The organism is Stenotrophomonas acidaminiphila, assembly GCF_001431595.1.
Classification (GTDB): domain Bacteria; phylum Pseudomonadota; class Gammaproteobacteria; order Xanthomonadales; family Xanthomonadaceae; genus Stenotrophomonas; species Stenotrophomonas acidaminiphila.
Window position 1 is genome coordinate 1 of record NZ_LDJO01000014.1, and the last position, 13,613, is coordinate 13,613.

The following is a 13,613-nucleotide window of genomic DNA, read 5'->3' on the forward strand; positions in this document are numbered from 1 at the left end:
GACATACCCGCGCGACGTCGCCGGGCGACGCGGCGCGCTTCTGGCAGGCGGGCAGGGACAGGGCGAGCAGCAGGCAGACGGCAACAGGCAGGGATTTCATGGCAACGCACGACAACTGTGGAAGGGCGCCAGTATCGGCATCGCGGATTAACGGCAGGTGTTCGCGCGCTGCCGGAAGGGGTGGCGGTGCCGGTGGCGCATAATGCACTTCGCTTCCATCGGCATCGCGGAGTCGCGCATGAGCACCCTGCAAGGCAAGACCCTCTTCATCACCGGCGCCTCGCGCGGCATCGGCCTGGCGATCGCGCTGCGCGCCGCGCGCGACGGCGCCAACGTGGCCATCGCCGCCAAGTCGGCGGTGCCCAACCCCAGGCTGCCCGGCACCATCCATACCGCGGTGGAGGCGGTGAACGCGGCCGGTGGCCGCGGCCTCGCGCTGAAGTGCGACATCCGCGAGGAAGACCAGGTGCGTGCGGCGGTGGCGGCCACGGTCGACGCCTTCGGCGGCATCGACATCCTGGTCAACAATGCCTCGGCGATCTGGCTGCGTGGCACCCTGGACACGCCGATGAAGCGCTTCGACCTGATGCAGCAGGTCAACGCGCGCGGCAGCTTCCTGTGCGCGCAGGCCTGCCTGCCGCACCTGCTGCAGGCGCCGAACCCGCACATCCTGACCCTGGCGCCGCCGCCGAGCCTGGACCCGAAGTGGTGGGGGCCGCATACCGGCTACACCCTGGCCAAGATGGGCATGAGCTTCGTGACCCTGGGCCTGGCCGCCGAGTTCGGCCCGCAGGGGGTGGCGGTCAATGCGCTGTGGCCGCGCACGGTCATCGCCACCGATGCGATCAACATGATTCCCGGGGTCGATGTCGCCGGCTGCCGGCGTCCGGAGATCATGGCCGATGCCGCGCATGCGGTGCTGGTACGCGAGGCGGCCGGTTTCAGCGGCCACTTCCTGATCGACGACGAGGTGCTGGCGCAGGCCGGGGTCAGCGACCTGTCCGGCTATGCGGTCGATCCGTCGCAGCCGCTGCTGCCGGACCTGTTCCTGGACTGAGACAGCGCCACCGGCCGCGGCATTCCAGCCGGCGGCGCCGTCGTGCGCGCCGCTCAGGGTTCCAGCGGCTCCGGCAGCTCATGCCCGCAGCGGTTGCAGTAGCGTGCTTCCTGCTCGTGGCCCTCGTGGCCGCAGACAATGCAGCCGCGGTCGTCGCGGCGGCGCCAGGCTTCGGCCCGGCGCATGCCGTTGGCCAGCTCGGCGGTGTAGATGCCGGTGGGCACGGCGATGATGCTGTAGCCGATCAGGATCAGCACCGAGGTGACGAAACGCCCCAGCGTGGTCTGCGGCACGATGTCGCCGAAGCCGACCGTGGCCATGGTCACCACCGCCCAGTACATGCTGGCCGGGATGCTGCTGAAGCCGTGGCTCGGTCCCTCGATGACGTACATCAGCGAGCCGGCGATAATGGCGATGGTGATCACCATCGACAGGAACAGCAGGATCTTGCGGCGGCTGCGCCACAGCGCCTGCATCAGGATGCCGCTCTCCTCGATGTAGCGGGTCAGCTTGAGGATGCGGAACACGCGCAGGATGCGCAGCGCGCGTACCACCAGCAGCGACTGCGCGCCCGGCAGCAGCAGCGAGATGTAGGTGGGCAGGATCGCCAGCAGGTCGATGACGCCCCAGATGCTGAGCGCATAGCGCAGCGGCCGCCGCACCACCAGCAGCCGCAGCACGTACTCGGCGGTGAACAGCAGGGTGAAGCCCCACTCGACCACGTAGAACCACGACGCCCAGGCGGCATGGATGTGCTGCACGCTGTCGAACATCACCACCAGCACGCTGGCGACGATGGCGTAGACCAGCAACAGGTCGAAATTGCGCGAGGGGCGGGTGTCGCGCCGATGGATGATGTCGAACCATCGGCGGCGCCAGCCGGTCTCGGAGGCGGGGTTCAGCTGCGGGGTGGAGAACAGTCGCATGGGCCTATTGTGCCGCAGCCCGGTTAATGGGGGAGAATGCGCCTTTCGCCCACCTCTACCGGAACGCCATGACCGCTGTCGCCGAGCCGCTGTTGTCCCTGTCGCAGTACTACCTGCCGGTGTACCGGCCCCGCCAGCTGGTGCTCGAGCGCGGCCAGGGAGCGCGGCTCTGGGATACGCAGGGGCGCGAGTTCATCGACCTGGCGGCCGGCATCGCGGTGTGCAGCCTCGGCCACAACAACCCCGACCTGAAGGCCGCGCTGCTGGCCCAGGCCGACAAGCTCTGGCACACCAGCAACATGTTCTACAGCGAGCCGCCGCTGCACCTGGCGCAGGAGCTGGTGGAGGCCTCGCGCTTCGCCAGCCGCGTGTTCCTGTGCAACTCCGGCGCCGAGGCCAATGAAGTGGCGATCAAGCTGGTGCGCAAGTGGGCCGCGGCGCAGGGCCGGCCGCCGGAGAAGCGCGTCATCGTCACCTTCCGCGGCAGCTTCCACGGCCGCACCCTGGCCACGGTGACGGCCACCGCCCAGCCCAAGTACCAGGAGGGCTACGAGCCGTTGCCCGGCGGTTTCCGCTATGCCGATTTCAACGACGTGGCGCAGCTGGAAGCGGCCATGGCCGGCGGCGACGTGGCCGCGGTGATGTTCGAGCCGGTGCAGGGCGAGGGCGGGGTGATGCCGGCTTCGGCCGAGTTCATGCGCCGTGCCCGCGAGCTGTGCGACCAGCACGACGCGCTGCTGGTGCTGGACGAGATCCAGGTGGGCATGGGCCGTACCGGCCAGTTGTTCGCGCACTGGAACTGGGGCGTGACCCCTGACATCGTCAGCCTGGCCAAGGCGCTGGGCGGCGGCTTCCCGGTCGGCGCCATGCTGGCCGGCCCGAAGGTGGCCGAGGTCATGGGCGTCGGCGCCCACGGCACCACCTTCGGCGGCAACCCGCTGGCCGCGGCGGTGGCGCGGGTGGCGCTGCGCACGCTGGCCTCGGATGCGATCAAGGCCAACGTGGCCCGGCAGTCGGCCGCGCTCAAGGCCGGGCTGGAGGCGATCGGCGCCGAGTTCGGCGTGTTCGAGCAGGTGCGCGGCATGGGCCTGATGATCGGCGCGGTGCTCAAGCCCGAGTACGTGGCCGATATCGGCGCGCTGCTCGACCTGGCCGCCGAGAAGCAGGTGCTGATCCTGCAGGCCGGCACCAGCGTGCTGCGCTTCGTGCCGCCGCTGAACATCACCGACGAGGAGCTGGCCGAGGGCCTCAAGCGCGTGCGCGAGGCGATCGCGGCGTACGTGGCTTCGCGCTGATGCAGGGATGTGTGTTCTGCGCCATCCTGGCCGGCGAGTTGCCGGCCAGGATGGTGTGGGAAGACGCGCAGGTGGTGGCCTTCATGGACCTGCGCCAAGCCGTGCCCGGGCATGTGCTGGTGGTTCCCCGGCAGCATGCCGAAACCCTCTGCGCGCTGGACGAAGCCCTTGCGGGGCAGGTGATGCGCGTGGCGCATCGGGTGGCGCGGGCGTTGCGCGACACGCTCGCACCGGACGGGCTCAACCTGTGGCAGTCCAACGGAGAAGCCGGCGGACAGGAAGTGCCGCATTTCCATCTGCATGTGCAGCCGCGCAGGCATGGAGACGGCCTGCTGGAGGTCTACCCGATGGGCGTTCCGGCCCCGTCGACGATGGCGCAACTGGAGCCGTTGGCGGCGCGGCTGCGCAATGCGCTGGGTGGCGGTTCACAGCACGTGCCAGCGCCGCAGCACGCGGCGCAGTGATTGGGTGTGGTGCGCGGTGTCGGCGTGCAGGCCGGCGCTGCGTGCGCCCTGCACGTTGCGGAACAGATGATCGATGAACAGCGTGCGCGCCGGTGCGCTGCCCAGCCTTTCGGCGGCGGCCAGGTAGATGCGCGGGTCGGGTTTGCGCACGCCCAGCGTGGCGCTGCACAGCACTTCGATGCCGGGCAGCAGCGCGGCGATGGCGGCCGCGCTCAAGGCGCCGTTGTTGGTCAGTACGGCGACGCGGACATCGGGGCGCAGCCGTTGCAGCAGGGCGAGCGTGTCGCGGCGCAGGGCGCTGGCGCCGGTGCGTGCGGCCAGCCAGTCGGCGGCGGCCAGGCCGGTGCCGAGGCGGGTGTTCAACGCCCGCAGCAGCGCATCGCCATCCAGCTCGCCACGCGCGTGCGCCAGCTCCAGGCCGGCGCCACGCAGCTGTGCGTCGATCACCGCCGGCGTGCATCCCGCGGCCTGCGCCAGATGCCGGAGATGGCGCGGATGGTCGTAGTCGGCCAGCAGACCGTCGAAGTCGAGCAGCAGGGCGTGGATCATCGGAATCATGGATGCCGCCTCCGTGGGAGCGGCATCCGTCGCGACCGGAACATGCCTGCGAAAGCCCCGGTCGTGGCCTGCATCGCCCCCCCTGCACGGAAGCGGTGAAGGGCGATCAACCGGCCGCGACCACCTTGAACGCCTCGCGTGCGGCGGCCAGGGTGGCATCGATCACCGCATCGTCGTGCGCGCTGGACAGGAAGCCGGCCTCGTAGGCCGACGGCGCAAGAAACACGCCGCGCTCCAGCATCGCGTGGAAGAAGCGGTTGAACGCGGGGATGTCGCAGGCGGTGGCCTGGGCGTAGGTTTCCACCTTTTCCGTGGTGAAGAACAGCCCGAACATCGCCCCGACGCAGGTGGTGGTGACGGCGACGCCGGCGTCGCGCGCGGCCGCTTCCAGGCCCTCGCACAGGCGTGCGGTGCGTGCGGCCAGGTCGGCATGGAAGCCCGGCTGCTGGATCAGTTCCAGCATCGCCAGGCCCGCGGCCATCGCCACCGGATTGCCGCTGAGCGTGCCTGCCTGGTAGATCGGGCCGGCCGGGGCGATCTGCTGCATCAGCGCGCGGCGGCCGCCATAGGCGCCCACCGGCATGCCGCCGCCGATGATCTTGCCGAAGGTGGTCAGGTCCGGGGTGATGCCGTAGTGCGCCTGCGCACCGCCCAGCGCCACGCGGAAGCCGGTCATCACTTCGTCGAAGATCAGCAGCGCGCCATGCCGCGTGCACAGTGCGCGCAGGTGCTGCAGGTAGCCGTCGCGCGGCGGGATGCAGTTGGCGTTGCCGACCACCGGCTCGATGATCAGGCCGGCGATCTCGCCGCCCTGCTGCTCGAACAGCGCGGTGGCCGCCTCGAAGTCGTTGTAGGGCAGGGTCAGGGTGAGTTCGCTGAGCCCGGCCGGCACGCCCGGCGAGGTCGGCACGCCCAGGGTCAGCATGCCGCTGCCGGCCTTGACCAGGAACGAATCGCCATGGCCGTGGTAGCAGCCTTCGAACTTGACGATCTTGCTGCGGCCGGTAGCGCCGCGCGCCAGGCGGATCGCCGACAGCGTCGCCTCGGTGCCGGAGTTGACCATGCGCACCATCTCGCACGACGGCACCAGGCGGGTGATGGTCTCGGCCATGGTCACCTCGGCCGGGCACGGCGCGCCGAACGACAGGCCGTTGCCGATGGCCTGCTGCACCGCCTCGCGCACCGCCGGGTGGTTGTGGCCGACGATCATCGGGCCCCACGAGCCGACGTAGTCGATGTAGCGGTTGCCATCGACGTCGTGCAGGTAGGCGCCGTCGGCGCGCTGCACGAAGAACGGCTCGCCGCCGACCGACTTGAACGCGCGCACCGGCGAGTTGACGCCGCCGGGCAGCAGTTGCTGCGCGCGGGTGAACAGGGCATGGGAGTGTTCGTGGTTCAGGGTCGGGGACATGGCATCGCTGCGTGGCAGGGGAATATGCCTATTGTCCGCTTTCGCGCCGGGTGCTGCCACGCGCCGCCGGATCCATGACCAATGGCCTGCTGGCGCGCGCCGGGCGCATGCAAGAATGCGCCACGATCCGTCCCCAAGGGAGAGCCATGAAGTTCGACATGACGTTCAAGGCCGGTGCGCTGTCCGCCGCGCTGCTGCTGGCTGTCGCCGCCACCGCCCAGGCCGGTACCGGCCCGGCGAAGATCTCCGAGCGCGCGCGCGCCGTCCAGGCCGGGGCGATCAACCTCGACACCCATCTCGATACGCCGGCGCTGTTTTCCAGGCCGGGCTGGAAGATCACCGACCGCCATTCCTTCCAGGAAGACGGTTCGCAGGTCGATTACCCGCGCATGGTCGAAGGCGGGCTCGATGGCGGCTTCTGGGTGGTGTTCACCAGCCAGGGCGAACGCGATGCCGGCGGCAACCTGAAGGCGCGCGACGCCGGGCTCAGGCGCCTGTCCGAGATCCGCGAGATGGTGGCCGCCAACCCGGACAAGTTCGAGCTGGCCACCACCGCCGACGACGCGGCGCGGATCAAGGCCGCGGGCAGGAAGTCGGTCTACATCAGCATGGAGAACGCCTACCCGCTGGAGGCCGACCCCAGCCTGCTCAGCTTCTACTACAAGCAGGGCCTGCGGATGATCTCGCTGGCGCACATCAGCCACAACGATTTCGCCGATTCGGCCGGCATGGGCGTGGCCCCGGAAGGCGAGCACGGCGGCCTCAGCGAGAAGGGCAAGGCGTTGATCGCGCAGGCCAACCGGCTGGGCATCATCATCGACCAGTCGCATGCGTCCAACACGGTGTTCGACCAGATGCTGGCGCTGAGCAAGGCGCCGATCATCCTCTCGCACAGCGGCGCCTCCGACGTGTTCGCGCATTCGCGCAACATCGACGACGCGCGCATCCGCGCACTGGCGAAGAAGGGCGGCGTGATCCAGGTGAACTCGCTGGGCGGTTACCTGATCGACACCGGCGCCACCCCGGAGTACCGCGCCGAGCGGCGCAAGCTCTACGACGCCTTCGACGACCGCACCGCCCCGACCGATGCCGAGCGCGCGCAGCTCAAGGCGCAGCTGGCCGCGCTGGACGCGAAGTACAACATCCGCAAGGCCGATTTCGACGACTACATGCGCCACCTGCTGCACATCATCAAGGTGGCCGGCTGGGAACACGTCGGCCTGGGCGCGGACTGGGACGGCGGCGGTGGCGTGGAGGGTTACGAGGACATCGCCGCGCTGCCCAAGGTGGTGCAGGCGCTGCTCGATGCCGGCTATGACGAACGCCAGGTCAGCGCCATCCTCGGCGGCAACACCGTGCGCCTGATCCGCCAGGTGCAGGCGCTGGCCGATCCGGCGGCGGTCAAGGCGGCGCTGGAGTAAGCGCCGACCAGGCCCTTCTCCCGCCGGGAGAAGGGCGCCGTTGGACGACGAAGTGGAGGCTGCGCTGTGCGCGGCATGCCGCGCCTTGCCGGTTCGTGCGTGGCATCCGCCGGCGGCGCCGTGCCGCCGCTCAGGGCGCCGGGAAACAGGCCTGGTAACCGCGCAGCGCGGCCACCGGGTCATCGGCGGCGAACACGCTGCTGATGACCGCCAGCAGGTCGGCGCCGGCCGCGACCAGCGGCGCGGCATTGTCCGCGGCCAGGCCGCCGATGGCCACGCGCGGCACGCCGAGCGCCGCGGCCTCATGCAGCAGCCGCGGATGCGCGCGCCGGGTGGTGGCCTTGCTGCGGCTGGGGAAGAACGCACCGAACGCGACGTAGCTGGCGCCGGCAGCCACCGCCCGCCGCGCCAGTTCCAACTGGTCGTAGCAGGAGGCGCCGATGAGGGCGCCGGGGCCGAGCAGCGCGCGCGCGGCGGCGATGTCGCCGTCGTCTTCGCCCAGGTGCACGCCGGCCGCGCCGACGGCGGCGGCCAGGGCGGCATCATCGTTGATGATCAGCGGGACTCCGGCGGCCGCGCACAGGTCCTGCAGGGCCCGGGCCTGTACCCGCCGGGTGCCGGCATCGGCGGCCTTGTTGCGGTACTGCAGCCAGGTGGCGCCGGCGCCGAGCAGCGGCTGCACGCGTTCGAGCAGGCGCGCGGTGTCGGCCTCGTCGGGAGTGATCAGATAGACGCCGCGGGCGGCGCGAGCAGGCTGGGGCATGGATGGCTACCTGTACGGCGGCGGGAATGGGACAATCAGCGACCGCCCTCGTGTTGCCGTGATTATCCGATGTCCGACGCTTCCGCCTCCACCCTGCGCACCTGGATGTGCGTCGTCTGCGGCTTCATCTACAACGAAGCCGAAGGCCTGCCCGAAGAAGGCATCGCCGCGGGCACGCGCTGGGAAGACGTGCCCGAGACCTGGACCTGCCCGGACTGCGGCACCACCAAGGACGATTTCGAAATGGTGGAGCTGGACTGAGTCCGGCCCGGTCGTGGCGGCCACGGCGCCGCCGCGGTCGCCTCAATGCAGCTGCGGCCGCCCGGCACCGGTGTCGATCAGGCGTTCGCGCACCTGCGCCGCGTCGGCGGCATCGGGTTCGCGCCGCAGGTACAGCGACAGGTCCGCGCGCGCACCGGCCAGGTGGTCCAGGCGCAGGTAGGCCAGGCCGCGGTCGCGCAGCGCCTCGCTCTGCTCCGGGGCCAGTTTCAGGATGCGGTCGGCGCTGCGCGCGGCGCGGTCCCACTCTTCGCGTTCGGCATACACGCCATACAGGTTGCGCAGCATGCGCATCAGGATCGCGCGCGCCGGCGCCGGGTCGAGGATCTGCGCCAGCACCTGGTCGTCGGGGGTCTCGCCGCCCAGGTTGTTGCGGGCGCGCTCGCGCAGTTCGTCCACGCCCAGCGGACGGCCGCCGTTGAACGGGTCCATGACCAGCACCCCTTCCTCCACCGGCAGCCGCACCAGGAAATGGCCGGGGAAGGAGATGCCCTCCAGCGGCAGGCCGAGCCGCCGGCAGACATCCATCTGTACCAGCGCCAGCGAGATCGGGTTGCCGAGCCGGCGCGTGACCACCTCGTTGAGATAGCTGTTGCGCGGGTCGTAATAGGCGTCGTGGTTGCCGCTGTAGCCCAGCTCGTTGAACAGGTGGTGGTTGATGGCGGCGACTTTCAGCGGCCATTCGGCAATGGCCTCCACTTCCACCCGCAGGTGGTCGGCATGGGCCTGCAGCAGGCGGTCGTAGCGGCCCGGGTCAAGGTGCGGGTATTCGTCGCGCGCGATCAGCAGCGCGGTCGGCAGCAACGGCAACGCGTCGTCGGCCAGCTCGGCCAGCGCGTCCCACTGCGGCAGGGTAAGGCGTGTGTCGGACATGCCCCAAGACTGGCGGCAAAGCGCGGCCGGTTCAAGGCATGCGGCGGCCCGGCGTGGGCGCGCGGTTACCTGCCCTTGGCAATGCCGGGGCCGAACACCAGCTCGGTGCCGTCCTGCAGTTTCAGCTTCGCCGCCTGGCCGGCGTTGAGTTCCAGCACGTAGCGCGCCGGCTTGAAGCTGGGGTACGGCGGGCAGGCATCGCCGGCCGAGCAGGGCGGTACGTCGCGCTGCTGGCTGACCAGCCGGCGGGCGTCGTCGAAGTAGAGGATGTCCAGCGGGATGCGGGTGTTCTTCATCCAGTACGCCTGCGGTTCCACGCGGTCGTGGATGAACAGCATGCCGCGGTCCGCGTCCATGTGGTCGCGGAACATCAGGCCGCGGGCGCGGCTGGCGTCGTCCTGCGCCAGTTCCACGTGGTAGCGCGCGCCGCCCAGTTCCACCCAGTGTTCGCCGGCGCTGGCGCAGCCGCCCAGCAGCAGCAACACGGACAGGCAGGCGGCAAGGCGTGGCAGGGACATGGCGTGATCCACGAAGCGAAAGGAGGCGCTGCGCACCTTCACGGATGCGCCGCGCGACGTCAAGCATCACCCGCTGCCCAGGCGTGCGTGCGCGGCGTGGTGGCGAATGCGGCGTGCAGCATGCGGAACAGCGCGTGCACCTCGCTGCGCAGCCAGGTGCGGGTGGTGGCGCTGGGCTGCACGAACAGCTGGCACGACAGCGCCAGTGCCGCCGCATCCAGGCCGAGCGGGTCGTCGCGGTTGCGGCCCAGCTGGAAGAAGCGGTCGTACAGGTCGAAGCGGCTGTCCAGCAGATGACCCGGGCAGGCGTCCAGGGCATGGCCGATGTCCACCCCGGCGGCCTGCCGTGGTGGCGTCCAGTGCGGCGGCAGGTACAGCGGCGGTACCGGTGCCGGCGTCGCGCCCGAATGCGCGTAGGCGCGGCAGGCCAGCCAGAAGCGGAACAGGCACAGCTCGGCGATCGCTTCGGATGGTGCCGGGTGCGGCCTGAGCACGGCGGCGTAGTGGAAGCGGTAGTCCACATCCATGTAGCGGCGGAGGAATGGCTGCGATGCCGCAGCGGCGGTGGAGGCGCTTTCCATGGGGCTTCTCCCGGGCTGGGGCGCGGTGCGGATGGGCGCCGCGCGTGGTTCCGGGACCAATGAAAGCAATTAGTTAACTAAAATGAAAGTAACAGGTGATCCCGTCGTGGGCGTGGTCCGTAACGTTTCCGGCCATGAGCGACGAACGCTTCGAATTTTCCCGCCGCTTGGGGCAGGCGATGAGCGCGGCCGGCTACGAGCCGCGGCCGGCGGTCCTCTTCCGCCTGTTCAACGCGCGCTATACGGGGCGTTCGGTGAGCTTCCAGAGTGCGTCGCGCTGGCTGTCCGGCCGCTCCATCCCGGAGCAGGACAAGCTGCAGGTGCTGGCCGAATTGTTCGGGGTGGCGCCGCAGACCCTGCGTTTCGGCGAACCGGCGCGGGTTGCCGAGACCCGGGGCGAATGGAACGCGGTGGGCGCGCGCGAACGCGCGGTGATCGATACCTTCCTGGCCCTGCCGCCGCGCCAGCGCGAACTGGTGGGCGAGCTGGTGAAGGTGCTGGCGCAGAACGGCAAGCGGCCCGCGCGCTGAGGCCGTCGCCGGGCCCGCGCCCGGGTGGACACATTTGCCGCGCGCATGCGTCAGGGAAGCATCCCAACCGGAGATGCGTGCATGGCCCTTTCCCGTTCCCCCGCTCCCGTCCTGTTGCCGGTGCTGCTGCTGTTGGCCGGCGCCGCACGGGCCGATACCGGCTGCCCGCCGCTGCCGGGCCTGGACCACTGCGTCGCCGGCGCGCATGGCTGGGTCTACGGCGCCGACGCCGCGCAGGTGCGCATGCTCGGCGGCGACCTGGCCGCCAGCGCCGAGGCGTTCGAACGCCATTTCGCGCGCGCGCCACTGCGCCTGGCCGTGCTGCTGGATGCGCCGCAGGGCCGCATCGGCGCCGATGCGCGCGGGCGGCTGCTCGCCGCCGGTGCCGCGCAGGTGGTCGACTGGCCCGGCATGCAGGCCTTCCAGGCTGCCCGCGAGTCGACCCAGCCGGCCGACGATCCCGGCCGCCGCCTGCTCGCCGCCAACCCGGCCATCGGCCAGGCGATCTGGCGCAACCTGACCCGCCACGAACTGGGCCACGTGCTGTTCAACCTGGCCTACTGGCCGGACCTGGGCCGGACCTCGGGGCATGGCCATGCGCGCAGCCCGGACTGGCTCAACGAGGCGGCGGCAATGGTGCTGGAGGCCGATGAACTGGTGGCCCAGCGGCGGCGCCTGCTGCGTGGCATGGGCGCCGATCCGGCGCAGCCGCTGCCGGCGCTGGCCGAGTTCCTGGCCATGGCCAATCCGGCGCGCCCGGTGGGACAGGCCGCGCCCGCGGCCCGCGGCGTGAGCCTGGTCTATCGCAGCCCGGCCGAATCCGGCGACGCGGCGGCCGGGGCGCGCTACTACGCGCAGGTCCAGGGCTGGGCCGATTTCCTGGTGCAGGCCACCGCGGCCACCCGCGCCGGCGTGCTCGGCAGCATCAGCGAGCGGATCGCCGCCGGCGGCAGTTTCGAGGACTGGCTGGGCGACACCGGCCCGGCGTTCGGGCTGCCGGGCACGCTGCCCGCGCTCGACCGCCAGTGGCAGGCCTGGCTGCAGGCCGCGGCGCGCTGACGCGCAGCCGCGGCCGTGGTCGCATGCCCGCGCTTACAGCACCTGCGGCGGCTGCCCGCCGACGATGACCACGTCGGCCGGGCGGCGCGCGAACAGGCCCACGGTGACCACGCCCGGGATCTGGTTGAGCTGCTGCTCCAGTTTCACCGGGTCGGTGATGGACAGGTTGTGCACGTCCAGGATCAGGTTGCCGTTGTCGGTGACCACGCCGTCGCGCCACACCGGCTGGCCGCCGGTCAGGGCCACGATCTCGCGCGCCACCAGGCTGCGTGCCATCGGGATCACTTCCACCGGCAGCGGGAACCTGCCCAGCACCTGGACCTGCTTGCTCGGGTCGACGATGCACACGAACTGCCTGCTGGCCTCGGCGATGATCTTCTCGCGGGTCAGCGCGGCGCCGCCGCCCTTGATCAGGTTCTTGTGCGGGTCGCACTCGTCGGCGCCGTCCACGTACAGCGACAGGCCGCCGGTGTGGTTCAGGTCCAGCACCTCGATGCCATGGCTGCGGAGCTGGGCGGTGCTCTGTTCGGAGCTGGAGACGGCGCCTTCGATCTGGTCCTTGATGCGCGCCAGCGCCTCGATGAAATAGGCGACCGTGGAACCGGTGCCGACCCCGACGATCATTCCCTTCTGGACGTACTCGATGGCTTTTTCGGCGGCCAGGCGCTTGGCTTCGGACATGGTGGACTCGATGGCGTTGGAGGAGGGGGAGCAGGCGTGGCGGCAACCGGTCCGGCGCTGCCCGGCAGCGCCCGTCGACGGCGGCAGCGGCCGCGCTGGCGGGATCAGGCCGGCAGTTTCTTTTCCAGCGACAGCAGCAGCTTCCACTGCGCGCCGGTGACCGGGAACACCGACAGGCGGTTGCCCCTGGCGGTCAGCGGGAAGCCCTCGCCCAGTGCATCGGCGTGGCGCTTGATCTCGTCCAGCGCGATCACCTGCGCCAGCTTGCGCTCGAAGGCCACGTCCACCAGGTACCAGCGCGGCTGCTCGCGGCTGGCCTTCGGGTCGTAGTAGTCGGAACCGGGATCGAACTGGGTGTCGTCCGGGTAGGCGTCGCTGGCCACCGTGGCGACGCCGACGATGCCCGGCACCTTGGTATCGGAGTGGTAGAACAGGATGCCGTCGCCGACCTTCATGCCGTCGCGCATGAAATTGCGCGCCTGGTAGTTGCGCACCCCGTTCCACGGTTCGGTACCCACCCGCTGCAGGTCGTCGATGGAAAAGGCGTCCGGTTCGGACTTCATCAGCCAGTAGCGCTTGCGGGCGGTCATGCGTGCGACGGTTCCGGGTAGAGAATGGCTTGCTCGGTGCAGATGGCATCCACCGCCACGTCCCAGTCCTCAACCGGCAGCGCCGGTACCTGCTGGGCGGCGAAGCCGGCGCCGACCAGCCAGGGCGGCGCGCTGCGCCGCTGGCGGAAAGCGAAGCTGCGATCATACCAGCCGCCTCCCATGCCCAGCCGCCGGCCAAGCGGGTCGAAGCCGACCAGCGGCACCACCACCAGCGCCATGTCCTGCGCCGGCAGCGCGTGCGCGGGGTCGATGTCCGGCTCCGGGATGCCATAGCGGTTGGCGCGCAGCGGCTGCCCCGGCCGCCATGGCGCGAAGCGCAGCAGCGTGTCGTGCAGCACCGGCAGGCAGTAGGTCTGGTGGGCGGGCAGCTGCATCTGCCAGCGGTACAGGGCGATCTCGCCATCCATCGCCCAGTAGCCGGCCACCGGGCCGTCGACATCGGCGAAGGGCAGCGCGCGCAGGTGGGCGGCCAGCGCATCGGCGGCCGCGATGTGTTCGGCGGCAGGGATGTCGCGGCGGCGCTGGCGCAGTTGTCGGCGCAGGGCCTTGCGGGCGTCGGCAGTCATCGGCGGCGTTGGTCGGGGCC

At 70.7% G+C, this 13,613-nt stretch carries 17 protein-coding genes; 7 read left to right on the plus strand and 10 right to left on the minus strand.

What is annotated here, in order from left to right; all coding sequences use genetic code 11:
• Positions 1 to 238: 238 nt before the first annotated feature.
• Positions 239 to 1,057 carry an SDR family oxidoreductase gene (locus ABB33_RS03465; protein WP_056931332.1) on the plus strand — a complete coding sequence of 273 codons (819 nt, stop codon included), beginning with the start codon at positions 239 to 241 and terminating at the stop codon, positions 1,055 to 1,057.
• A 53-nt stretch (positions 1,058 to 1,110) separates the two neighbouring features.
• Here ABB33_RS03465 and ABB33_RS03470 read toward each other — a convergent pair whose 3' ends face one another.
• Complete coding sequence (locus ABB33_RS03470) at positions 1,111 to 1,983, minus strand: ion transporter (protein ID WP_054667421.1); 873 nt, start codon at positions 1,981 to 1,983, stop codon at positions 1,111 to 1,113.
• Positions 1,984 to 2,051: 68 nt separating this feature from the next.
• On the opposite strand from ABB33_RS03470, the gene ABB33_RS03475 reads away from it, so the two are divergent.
• Both ABB33_RS03475 and ABB33_RS03480 read left to right on the plus strand, forming a co-directional pair.
• Positions 2,052 to 3,278 carry an acetylornithine transaminase gene (locus tag ABB33_RS03475; RefSeq protein ID WP_054668763.1) on the plus strand — a complete coding sequence of 409 codons (1,227 nt, stop codon included), beginning with the start codon at positions 2,052 to 2,054 and terminating at the stop codon, positions 3,276 to 3,278.
• Between the two features lie 11 nt (positions 3,279 to 3,289).
• Positions 3,290 to 3,742, plus strand: a complete 453-nt coding sequence (locus ABB33_RS03480) for an HIT family protein (RefSeq protein ID WP_248842444.1) — start codon at positions 3,290 to 3,292, stop codon at positions 3,740 to 3,742.
• Here ABB33_RS03480 and ABB33_RS03485 read toward each other — a convergent pair.
• Positions 3,704 to 4,300 carry an HAD-IA family hydrolase gene (locus ABB33_RS03485; RefSeq protein WP_056931165.1) on the minus strand — a complete coding sequence of 199 codons (597 nt, stop codon included), beginning with the start codon at positions 4,298 to 4,300 and terminating at the stop codon, positions 3,704 to 3,706. The two genes, ABB33_RS03480 and ABB33_RS03485, sit on opposite strands and share 39 nt — an antisense overlap.
• 106 nt (positions 4,301 to 4,406) lie before the next feature.
• Positions 4,407 to 5,699 (minus strand): glutamate-1-semialdehyde 2,1-aminomutase, encoded by a 1,293-nt coding sequence (gene hemL, locus ABB33_RS03490; protein ID WP_056931333.1) that lies wholly within the window; start codon positions 5,697 to 5,699, stop codon positions 4,407 to 4,409.
• A gap of 170 nt (positions 5,700 to 5,869) precedes the next feature.
• Here hemL and ABB33_RS03495 point away from each other — a divergent pair, with 170 nt between their 5' ends.
• Positions 5,870 to 7,132 carry a dipeptidase gene (locus ABB33_RS03495; RefSeq protein ID WP_056931334.1) on the plus strand — a complete coding sequence of 421 codons (1,263 nt, stop codon included), beginning with the start codon at positions 5,870 to 5,872 and terminating at the stop codon, positions 7,130 to 7,132.
• Between the two features lie 130 nt (positions 7,133 to 7,262).
• Here ABB33_RS03495 and thiE read toward each other — a convergent pair whose 3' ends face one another.
• The gene (gene thiE, locus ABB33_RS03500; protein WP_054667414.1) at positions 7,263 to 7,895 is read right to left on the minus strand and encodes a thiamine phosphate synthase; all 633 of its coding nucleotides are present in this window, start codon (positions 7,893 to 7,895) and stop codon (positions 7,263 to 7,265) included.
• 69 nt (positions 7,896 to 7,964) lie between these two features.
• Between thiE and ABB33_RS03505 the strand changes: the two genes are divergently transcribed.
• Positions 7,965 to 8,156, plus strand: a complete 192-nt coding sequence (locus ABB33_RS03505) for a rubredoxin (RefSeq protein WP_054667413.1) — start codon at positions 7,965 to 7,967, stop codon at positions 8,154 to 8,156.
• Positions 8,157 to 8,198: 42 nt separating this feature from the next.
• On the opposite strand, the gene ABB33_RS03510 is transcribed toward ABB33_RS03505, so the two are convergent.
• The 3 genes from ABB33_RS03510 to ABB33_RS03520 form a co-directional block, all read right to left on the minus strand.
• Complete coding sequence (locus tag ABB33_RS03510) at positions 8,199 to 9,047, minus strand: SirB1 family protein (protein ID WP_054667412.1); 849 nt, start codon at positions 9,045 to 9,047, stop codon at positions 8,199 to 8,201.
• A 65-nt stretch (positions 9,048 to 9,112) separates the two neighbouring features.
• Positions 9,113 to 9,565: a DUF192 domain-containing protein gene (locus ABB33_RS03515; protein WP_054668760.1), complete on the minus strand. Its 453-nt coding sequence runs from the start codon at positions 9,563 to 9,565 to the stop codon at positions 9,113 to 9,115.
• Positions 9,566 to 9,624: 59 nt separating this feature from the next.
• Positions 9,625 to 10,146: a hypothetical protein gene (locus tag ABB33_RS03520; RefSeq protein ID WP_056931166.1), complete on the minus strand. Its 522-nt coding sequence runs from the start codon at positions 10,144 to 10,146 to the stop codon at positions 9,625 to 9,627.
• A 134-nt stretch (positions 10,147 to 10,280) separates the two neighbouring features.
• Between ABB33_RS03520 and ABB33_RS03525 the strand changes: the two genes are divergently transcribed.
• On the plus strand, positions 10,281 to 10,676 hold the full coding sequence (locus tag ABB33_RS03525; RefSeq protein ID WP_056931167.1) for a helix-turn-helix domain-containing protein: 396 nt from the start codon (positions 10,281 to 10,283) through the stop codon (positions 10,674 to 10,676).
• A gap of 81 nt (positions 10,677 to 10,757) precedes the next feature.
• Complete coding sequence (locus tag ABB33_RS03530) at positions 10,758 to 11,735, plus strand: hypothetical protein (RefSeq protein ID WP_152984949.1); 978 nt, start codon at positions 10,758 to 10,760, stop codon at positions 11,733 to 11,735.
• A 33-nt stretch (positions 11,736 to 11,768) separates the two neighbouring features.
• Here ABB33_RS03530 and rpiA read toward each other — a convergent pair whose 3' ends face one another.
• The 3 genes from rpiA to ABB33_RS03545 all read right to left on the minus strand — a co-directional run bounded on the left by rpiA (position 11,769) and on the right by ABB33_RS03545 (position 13,593).
• Positions 11,769 to 12,416: a ribose-5-phosphate isomerase RpiA gene (gene rpiA / locus ABB33_RS03535; protein WP_054667406.1), complete on the minus strand. Its 648-nt coding sequence runs from the start codon at positions 12,414 to 12,416 to the stop codon at positions 11,769 to 11,771.
• 104 nt (positions 12,417 to 12,520) lie between these two features.
• The gene (locus ABB33_RS03540) at positions 12,521 to 13,006 is read right to left on the minus strand and encodes an EVE domain-containing protein (protein WP_056931169.1); all 486 of its coding nucleotides are present in this window, start codon (positions 13,004 to 13,006) and stop codon (positions 12,521 to 12,523) included.
• On the minus strand, positions 13,003 to 13,593 hold the full coding sequence (locus tag ABB33_RS03545; protein WP_056931170.1) for a 5-formyltetrahydrofolate cyclo-ligase: 591 nt from the start codon (positions 13,591 to 13,593) through the stop codon (positions 13,003 to 13,005). The genes ABB33_RS03540 and ABB33_RS03545 overlap by 4 nt, the downstream gene beginning before the upstream one ends.
• Positions 13,594 to 13,613: the final 20 nt, after the last annotated feature.